The organism is Microcoleus sp. T3_A4 (assembly GCF_036700465.1).
GTDB lineage: Bacteria > Cyanobacteriota > Cyanobacteriia > Cyanobacteriales > Microcoleaceae > Microcoleus.
The window spans coordinates 64,281-74,196 of the sequence record NZ_JAUBOY010000040.1; the positions used below are offsets into that span (position 1 = coordinate 64,281).

Below are 9,916 nucleotides of genomic sequence, written 5' to 3' on the forward strand. Positions count from 1 at the left end.
TGTTGGCAAACCCGCCCCTGCGGTATTGGTGCTACAAATATCAACGATCGCCCAAAACAAATTGTTCGATCGCAGCCACCACCCCATCTTCCTCCACATCCGGCGCCACCCAATCAGCAGCAGCCTTCACGCCATCAGGAGCATTGCCCATCGCCACGCCCACACCCGCATAGGCAATCATTTCCACATCATTAAAATTGTCGCCGATCGCCATCACGTTCGCCGCCTGCAAACCCAAAAGTTCCTCCGCTAAATACTGCACCGCATCTCCCTTATTCGCCGAAGGATGCGTAGCTTCAAAAAAAGTAGCAACCGATTGAGTCAAATAAAGCTCCGCAGGCGTGTAGCGCTGCCGCATACTGCTGAGCAAGCCGTCGAGTACCCCTGGATTCTCGCACAATGCCAAAACTTTCGTCGGTTCCCCCGGAATATCTCGCCGCAAATCTTTAATCACATTTGGTTCAATGCCCGATCGTTCGGCATAAATTCGGGTAGCTGCGGTAATTTCCGGCACGTAAAGTTGGTCGTCAATGTAGAAATGGATCGAAAGCAGCGATCGCAAATGCGCTTCTTCAAAATGATCTAACAGTTGCAGAGCAGTTTGTTTCGACAGCGGCAAGTGTCGCAGCCGTTTTTGAGTAGCGTGATCTTGAATCCATGCGCCCTGGTAGCAAATCAGTGGCAATGTTGAGCCGATGTCGCGGTGAAAACGCAAAGCTGAGCGGTACATCCTGCCCGTAGCGACGGCCACTTTCACTCCCCGCGACTCGGCAGCCAAAATTGCCTGCTTGACTGGTTCTCGGATGGTATTTGACAAACCTGCGATCGTGCCGTCTATATCCACTACCAGCAATTGAATGTCTGCGGTGCCAAAAGCGCGATCGGTCGCATTAGCTGGATTTGAGGCAGTTATATTCTGCATGATTTTTTTAGATTTTAGCTGTTGATTTGCACGCACCCGTTTATTTTGCCACTGGCGGGATAGCAAAGTGCGACTTCTGATTTTTTGAAGACTAAAATATAGATAACTAAATAAGCGACAAAAAAAGTATCTAGGACGACTCTTTAGGGAGGGATTTAGCTAAGCTATATAATATTAGCCAGTTTACTTCCGTAAAAACCGCACTCGACCGGCAATGTGTATTTTCACTTACTTAATAATACTTGTGGCCAAAAAGAATGCAACTATCAGCCCGCGCTCCAAACCCTTATATCATCAATCATTCCCAATCTAAAATCTAAAATCTAAAATCTAAAATTGTATAACCGCCTTTTTGAAATTACCCCTAACTATCATGATTTCTCTTCCGGGATACCGCATTGACGGAGAACTTTATACAAACTCTCACACAGTTATTTATCGAGGTCAGCAGATTGAGGAACAAAAACCCGTTATCCTCAAAACTCTCACGCCGCCATATCCTAGCCCAGCGCAAATATCTCAACTGCTGCACGAATCAGAAATTCTTAAAAATTTGAATTTACCCGGAATAGTCAAGCTTTACAAAATAGAAACATACAATCACTTTCCGGTTTTAGTTTTAGAAGATTTTGGTGGTATTTCCCTAAAAGACTTTCTCAGCAATAACCAGCTAGAATTACAACAATTTCTGCATATTGCCATCAAACTAGCAGAAACTATTGGGCAACTCCATGAACACCACATCATCCATAAGGATATTAAACCCAGCAATATTATTGTCAATATCGAGACAGGAGATGTCAAGATTGCTGATTTTGCGATCGCCTCCCTGCTACCGGGCGAAAACCCCGTCCCCAGCCATCCCCATTTACTCGAAGGCACTCTCGCCTATATGTCTCCTGAACAAACGGGGCGCATGAATCGGGCGATCGACTACCGCACCGATTTTTATTCTTTAGGCGTCACCTTTTATGAGATGCTTTGTGGCGAATTGCCTTTTCAGGCGATCGATCCTATGGAATTAGTACACTCCCATATTGCCAAAACGCCAGTTTCTCCTTGTGAAAACAGAAAGCAAAAAGTACAAAGCAAAAGCATCGAAGGCAGAATCAATCAAGTAGGAACCAAGGAGATTCCTCAAGTCGTTTCCGATATCGTCATAAAACTCTTAGCAAAAACAGCCGAAGACAGGTATCAAAGTGCTTTCGGACTTTTGTACGACTTGGAAAATTGTCTCGATCAACTGCAAACTACAGGCGACATTTCCCACATAATCCTCGGCGAACAAGATCAGTCAAGTCACCTACAAATTTCGCAAAAATTTTACGGGCGAGAAGCAGAAGTTAATATGCTTCTCAGTATCTTCCAGCGGATGAGGCGAGGCAATACAGAAATCGTGCTAATTTCTGGTTCTGCAGGTGTGGGAAAATCTTCGTTAGTATATGAAGTTTACAAGCCGATGCGGCTGGAAAACGGGTATTTTATAGACAGCAAATTTGAGCAATTTAAACGAGATATTCCCTACGCTTTTTTGCTCCAATCTTTTCAAGATTTGTTGCGACAAATTTTCACCGAAAATACCGCAGAAATCCATGTTTGGAAAGAAAAAATTTTAAAATCACTCGGCGGTAACTGCCAAGTAATTATTGAAGCTATTCCCGAATTAGAACTGATTGTTGGGCCGCAGCCCCCCGTCCCAGATTTAGGAGCAAATGAATCTCAAAATCGCTTTAATTTAGTATTTCAAAACTTCATCCGCGTCTTTGCTCAAAAAGAACACCCCCTAGTAATTTTTCTGGACGACTTGCAGTGGGTCGATTCAGCATCTCTCAAGTTAATAGAACTGCTAGCAACTGACCTGGGAACTCAATATTTATTAATAATTGGAGCTTATAGAGAGCAAGAAGTAGATGCAAATCATCCCCTAATGCTGACCGCCGAAGCAATTAAAAAAGCAGGCGGGACTGTGATGGCGATCGCCCTTCCGCCTTTAGATATAAGCAGCGTCAACCAATTTGTTGCCGATACTTTGAACTGCGCCCCAGAAAAATCCCTAAGTTTAGCAGAATTGCTTTGGCGAAAAACCGCTGGAAATCCCTTCTTTTTAACTCAATTAATAAAATTTCTTTACTCAAAAAGTTTGATTCAATTTAAACTTTTACCCTCAAATCATTTGGTCGAGCTAGCTGAACCCAACCTGTCGGGCTTAGCGCAACCAATCTCAGAGCAAATTGTGAAAAAATGCCATGTTACAGGCGAGTGGCAGTGGGATATCGAACAAATACAAGAAATGGCAATTACTGACAATGTTGTCGAATTAATGATAAATAATATTCAAAAACTTTCAGAGAATACCCAGGAACTGCTTAAATTAGCCGCTTGTATCGGAAATAAATTTGATTTGAAAACTCTCTCGACAATCGCCGAACAACCTCTGGAGTCCGCAGCAACAGACCTTGGTGAGGCACTTCAGTCAGGTCTGATTTTACTCGTGAATAACACATACAATATTCCGATCGCACTAGCAGCAAGTACAGAAGTAACAGACACAATATCTAGAGATATTAGCGAAAAATTTTCCCTGCCAGTGGCTGATGTTCCTAGCGCAACTTACAAATTTTTGCACGAGCGAGTGCAGCAGGCAGCTTATGCTTTAATATCCGATTATCAAAAACAAGAAATCCATCTAAAGATAGGCAATTTTTTACTCGAAAGTGCACCGCCAGAGCAATTAGAAGAGCATATTTTTGATACCGTAAACCAACTAAATTTTGCCAAAGAAATCATCACCAGCCAATTAGAACAATTTCAACTATGCCAATTAAATTTAATGGCAGGCCGCAAAGCAAAAGCAAGTGCAGCTTACGAACTTGCCCTGAAATATTTAACCGCAGGTATTGAACTGCTGCCCCCCAAAAGTTGGCAAACTGACTACGACTTGACTCTTGCACTCTATGAGTCAGCAGCAGAAGCTGCTTATCTCAATACCGACTTTGAACCAATGGAAAAATGGGCTGAAATTGTTCTGCAACACGCAAAAAATGAACTAGACAAAATCAAAGTGTTTGAAATCAGAATCATAGCTTGTGCGATGCAAACCAAACTCCAAGAATCGGTAAAAATTGGTCGCGAAGCACTAAAAATGTTAGGAATAAACTTTCCAGAATCGCCGATTCCCCTCCACATTCAGCAAGCACTGGCTAAAACCGCAGCTTATTTGACCGAAAAGAAAATAGAAGATTTAATTAACTTGCCAATTATGACAAATCCGCATAAATTAGCAACTATGCGCGTGCTTTCCAGTATGTTTTCAGCTACATTTATAGTTGAACCTGTGCTGCTGCCACTAATTGTGTGCGAGCAAGTTAATTTATCTATTAATTACGGAAATTCTACTTTTTCTGCCTTCGGTTATGCTAATTACGGAGCAATTTTAAAAGGGATAATTAGAGATATTGAATCGGGCGATCGCTTTGGTCAATTAGCTTTAAAATTGAGCGAGAGATTAAATGCGTTAGAATTCAAAAGCAAAACGCTTAATTTAGTAGCATTCATTTTGATGAACGGCAAGCATCACGTTAAAGACTCTTTGCCGCTATTAGAGGAAGCCTACCAAAGCGCGCTAGAAAATGGGGATTTAGAATGTGTCGGATATGCAGCCGTAAATATTTGTCAGTCTTTGTATTTCATCGGTCAAGAATTGCCACAACTGGAACGGAGAATGGTAAGTTACAACCATTTGCTCTTTCAACTCAAGCAAGAAACTGTATTGACTTGGAATCAAATATATCGACACACTATTTGGCAATTGATGGGGAAAGTGGAAAGTCCAAACCTTATGTTAGGTGAAGCATACAGCGAAGAAAAATTGTTGTCGCTGCTGTTAAAAGCTAACGATAGGGTGGGACTACAGCACTTCTATTTGCAAAAATTAATACTAGCGTATTTATTTGGAGATACCGCTACAGCACTAGAAAATTCAGCGCAAGCCGAAGTATATTTAGACGGAGTTGCAGGCTTTATTAATGTTTCTGAATACCAGTTTTACGATTCTCTAGCCCGCCTAGCTGCCTATCCATCGGCAACAGAAGAGGAACAAGAAGAGCATATTTTTTACGCTGTCAGTAACCGGAAAAAACTGCAACAAAAAGCGCTTTCGGCGCCCATGAATCTTCAGCATAAATGCGACTTACTTACGGCAGAAAAAGCGCGCGTTTTGGGTAATATGGTGAGAGCCATGGAATATTACGATCGCGCAATTGAAGGAGCCCAAGAAAACGGATACATACAAGTACAAGCACTAGCAGCAGAATTGGCAGGAGCCTTTTATCTATCCATAGGACGAGAAAAAAATTCTCAAACTTACTTGACAGAAGCGCGTTATTGCTATCAGCGCTGGGGAGCAACAGCCAAAGCAGCGCATTTAGAATCAAAATACTCGCACTTGCTAACTTCAAGCTCGATTTCAACTAATATTGAAACTCACAAATCTACTAGCAGCGCTTCCACTACGAACGACAGTGCAGGCGTGCTAGACTTGACCACAGCAGTTAAAGCATCGCAAACCTTAGCCGGCGAAATAGTTCTAGACAAACTGCTGGCAAAAATGATGAAAATTGTTATTGAAAATGCCGGGGGGGAAAGAGGCTTTTTAATACTAGAAAAAGACGGTCAATGGGTGATTGAAGCATCAGGATCTGTAGCTGTCGATCGCGTTGCTGTCATGCAATCAATTCCGATAGATTTTGTAGCCGACGATCAACAAGTAACTTTGCTGGCAGTTGCAGTTGTGAATTACGTCGCCCGCACCCAGGAAAGTATAGTTTTAAACGATGCCACCCGCGAAGGACAATTTACTCGCACACCCTATATAATGGCGGTTCAACCTAAATCAATTCTTTGCACTCCGTTAATTAATCAAGGTCAACTCACTGGGATTCTATATTTAGAAAACAATCTGACTACAGGCGCTTTTACCCAAGACAGGTTAGAAATATTAAAACTGCTGTCTTCTCAAATTTCTATCTCTATCGAAAATGCCCAACTTTACGCCAACTTGCACCAATTCAATCTGAATCTCGAAAATTTAGTACAGCAGCGTACCTCCGAACTCTCCCAAACTTTAGAAGACTTAAAATCAGCTCAAAATAAACTGGTAGAATCGGAAAAAATGGCTGCCCTCGGAGGATTGGTTGCAGGTGTTGCCCACGAAATCAATACTCCCATCGGCATCGGCATCACCGCCGCCTCCCTGCTTGCTGAAAAAGCCACAAAGTTTTTTGAGGTTTACAGTAACGGTCAAATCAAACGTTCCGAGTTAGAAAAGTTTCTGGATACCGCGATGCAAAGCAGTAATATGATCTTATCTAACCTCACGCGGGCAGCAGACTTGATTCACAGTTTTAAAGAAGTAGCTGTAGATCAGTCGAGCGAGTTAAAACGCACGTTTAATGTTAAAAACTATCTAGAGGAAATTTTGACATCCTTAACAGCCAAACTAAAAAGAACTCAGCACAAAATAGAGATTAAGTGTGATGAAAATATTGTTGTGGACAGTTACCCCGGCGTAGTGTGTCAAATTGTGACAAATCTGGTGTTGAATTCCCTAATTCACGCCTACGATGGAGAAGACGAAGGAGTTCTGGCTTTTGATTTCAAACTAGAGGGCGATCGGCTAATATTTGAATATGCCGATAACGGCAAAGGAATTGACCCAGAAAATCTCAGTAAAATTTTTGAACCGTTTTTTACCACCAAAAGAGGTCAGGGAGGCACGGGATTGGGACTGCACATTATTTATAACCTTGTTACTCAAAAACTAAAAGGCACAATTAGCTGCACAAGTCAAGTAAATAAAGGCACAAGATTTATGATTGAATTTCCCGCTAAAATGAGCAGTTAGTTATTAGACCGCCAACATGGATATAAGTTTTATATAGGAGAACGATATATGTCAGAAGCTAGTAAAAACCTGTTGGCTGGGGGCGATGACGAATTAATCGCGACGGGCGACGATGAATTAATATTTGCCGAGGAAGACGAGGCGGAACAAAAACCGCTAGAAGAAAGTTGGAAAATATTAATTGTAGATGATGAAATAGAAATTCATAATATTACTAAGCTAGCGTTAAACGATTTTAAATTTGAAGGTAAAAGTATAACATTTATCAGCGCTTACTCAGGAAAAGAAGCTAAAGAAATAATCCAAAATAACTACGACATAGCATTGATTTTACTCGATGTAGTTATGGAAACAGAAGAAGCAGGCTTGGAAGTAGTTAAATACATCCGCGATATTTTAAATAATCAAATTGTGCGAATTATTTTACGCACTGGACAGCCCGGACAAGTACCAGAAGATGTAGTAATTGTCAGCTACGATATCAATGATTACAAAACCAAAACAGAACTTACTAATAAAAAATTATTTACCACAGTAGTCACCGCACTGAGAGCATTTAGATCACTCAATCAAATAGAGTCCAGCAAAAGCGAACTAGAAAAAATAGCTGCTGCTTCAGCCCGTTTTGTACCCCGTGAATTCTTGAAATTTCTCAAAAGAGAAAGCATTGTTGATGCCAGACTAGGAGACTCTGTACAAGCAGAAATGACGATTATGTTTGCCGACATTCGCTCATTTACAAGTCTGTCAGAAAGTATGTCTCCCCGAGAAAATTTTGAATTTCTTAACTCTTACTTAAGCCGAGTTGGCCCAGTTATCCGCGAGTATAACGGTTTTATAGATAAATACATTGGTGACGGGATTATGGCTTTGTTTCCTAACAGGGCTGAAGATGCTGTGCAAGCAGCAATTGAGATGCAGCATCAAGTAAAAATTTATAATAGACACAGGCAAAACAGTGGCTATCAACCTATTTCGATAGGGATTGGTTTGCATACGGGGACTTTAATGTTAGGTACGATTGGCGAAGCGGAACGAATGGAAAGTACGGTGATTTCTGATGCTGTTAATTTAGCTTCCCGCGTCGAAGGATTGACAAAGCTTTATGGAGTTGCTATTGTAGCTAGTGTCCAAACCCTTTGCCGAATAGACGATCCTCAACATTACAAGTGCCGGTTTCTAGATCGCGTTCAAGTAAAAGGAAAACAAACACCTGTTGCTGTATTTGAAATTTACGATGGCGACTCGCCGACAATGATCGAACTAAAAGCACAAACTCAAACTTATTTTGAACAGGGAATTTTTTTTCACTACCAGCAGCAATTCGCGCAAGCAAGGCAAATGTTTCTGCGCGTTTTGCAAATCAATAAGTATGATAAGGCAGCATCTTTTTATGCAGAACGCTGCGATATGTTGATGAAGAATGCAGTCATTATGACTCTGGAAGGAATAGAGATATAGGTAATGGGGAATGGGGAATGGGGAATTGGGCATGGGGCATGGGGCATGGGGCATAGGGCATTGGCAAAACAGGGCATTGGGAATTGGGCCGAAAAGAATTAGGAAATGGGCATCAGCTAAGATACTTAACAGTGAACAGTGAACGGTGAACAGTTAACAAATAACTTAATTTATGCGCTTCAAATCCCTTGATATTTTTCGCGGAATTGCGATCGCCTCGATGATTCTAGTCAACAACCCCGGTAGTTGGGAACAGGTGTATCCACCGCTAGAACACGCAGAATGGCACGGCTGCACCCCGACAGACTTAGTATTTCCGTTTTTCCTGTTCATCGTTGGCTGCGCGATGTCTTTCTCGCTGCCTAAATATATTCAAACTTATCCAAAAACCGGAATAGAAACCTCAAAAATTACACCAAGTAAGGAAAAATTAGAATCGGCTAAAAACCCTCTTCCTTCTTCCTTCTTCCTTCTTCCTTCTTCAAATATTTACTGGCGAATTGCGCGCCGCGCCGCGATTTTATTTATATTAGGATTGCTGCTAAATACATCTTCGATCGCCCTTGACGTACTTCTCAACAGCGCCCCAGTGGAAAACTTCGGTAAAATCCGCATCATGGGAGTATTGCAGCGCATCGGCTTAGCTTATTTCATCAGTGCGATCGCCATTCTCAACCTTTCCCCCCGCAATCAAAAACTGCTCGCTGTTGCCCTGCTTTTCGGCTATTGGGCTGCATTAACCGTAGTGCCTGTAGGGGGGTACATTGCCGGCGAACTCACGCCAGAAGGAAATTTAGGGGGATATGTCGATCGGCTAATTCTCGGTAGCCAACACCTGTACAAAGGCGGCCCCTTCGACCCCGAAGGATTGTTGAGTACCTTACCCGCAGTTGTCACAGTCCTCACAGGCTACTTTACCGGAGAATGGCTGCGAGCACAGCAAATCAAAACCCGCACCAGTATCAACTTAGCAATCTGCGGTCTCAGTTGCGTGGTAATCGGTCACTTGTGGGGATTTCTATTTCCGATCAACAAACAACTCTGGACAAGTTCTTATGTAGTTTTTACTGCTGGTTGGGCGTTGCTATTGCTAGCAGCTTGCTACGAAACAATAGAAGTGCGGGATTGGAAATGGGGGAGACCGTTTGAAATCATGGGAGTGAATGCAATTTTCCTGTTTGTTGCTTCCGGTATAGTTGCCCGAATTCTCTTAAAAACTCATATCGGTACTGGTGCAAATGCTCCAACAACTTACACTTGGATTTATGAAAAATGGTTTGTGCCGTGGGCCGGGCCGCTGAATGGTTCCCTAGCATTTGCCGTGACTGCGGTATTATTTTGGTGGTTAATTTTGTATGGAATGTATCGCCGAGGTTGGGCGATAAAAATTTGAGAAGCAGGACTGAGGCAGGGGGGCCAGAAACCGGGTTTTTTACGAGAAGACGCATTACAGCCCACAAATTTGGTAAAAAACCCGGTTTATTTACTCGGAGTACGTCAGTCCTGAATACTGCCATACCTGATAATTAATCCGTTTAAGTTTCAGATTTGATATAACAATACTCCGGACAGTTTTTAAGCAGCCAGAGTACCATAAGACAAGACTGAAGGAAGGTTAGGGTGATTTAAAA

At 42.2% G+C, this 9,916-nt stretch carries 4 protein-coding genes; 3 read left to right on the top strand and 1 reads right to left on the bottom strand.

All coding sequences use genetic code 11. The features are described from left to right. Positions 1–40: 40 nt before the first annotated feature. Entirely contained in the window at positions 41–922 is an 882-nt protein-coding gene (locus QUA07_RS21680; RefSeq protein ID WP_333329066.1) for a Cof-type HAD-IIB family hydrolase, read from the bottom strand. Between the two features lie 373 nt (positions 923–1,295). On the opposite strand from QUA07_RS21680, the gene QUA07_RS21685 reads away from it, so the two are divergent. The 3 genes from QUA07_RS21685 to QUA07_RS21695 all read left to right on the top strand — a co-directional run bounded on the left by QUA07_RS21685 (position 1,296) and on the right by QUA07_RS21695 (position 9,678). Then, on the top strand, positions 1,296–6,824 hold the full coding sequence (locus QUA07_RS21685) for an ATP-binding sensor histidine kinase (RefSeq protein WP_333329069.1): 5,529 nt from the start codon (positions 1,296–1,298) through the stop codon (positions 6,822–6,824). A 48-nt stretch (positions 6,825–6,872) separates the two neighbouring features. Next, complete coding sequence (locus tag QUA07_RS21690; protein WP_333329072.1) at positions 6,873–8,285, top strand: adenylate/guanylate cyclase domain-containing protein; 1,413 nt, start codon at positions 6,873–6,875, stop codon at positions 8,283–8,285. 172 nt (positions 8,286–8,457) lie between these two features. Further along, positions 8,458–9,678, top strand: coding sequence for a heparan-alpha-glucosaminide N-acetyltransferase domain-containing protein (locus QUA07_RS21695; RefSeq protein WP_333329075.1), 1,221 nt, complete (start codon positions 8,458–8,460; stop codon positions 9,676–9,678). Positions 9,679–9,916 lie beyond the last annotated feature (238 nt).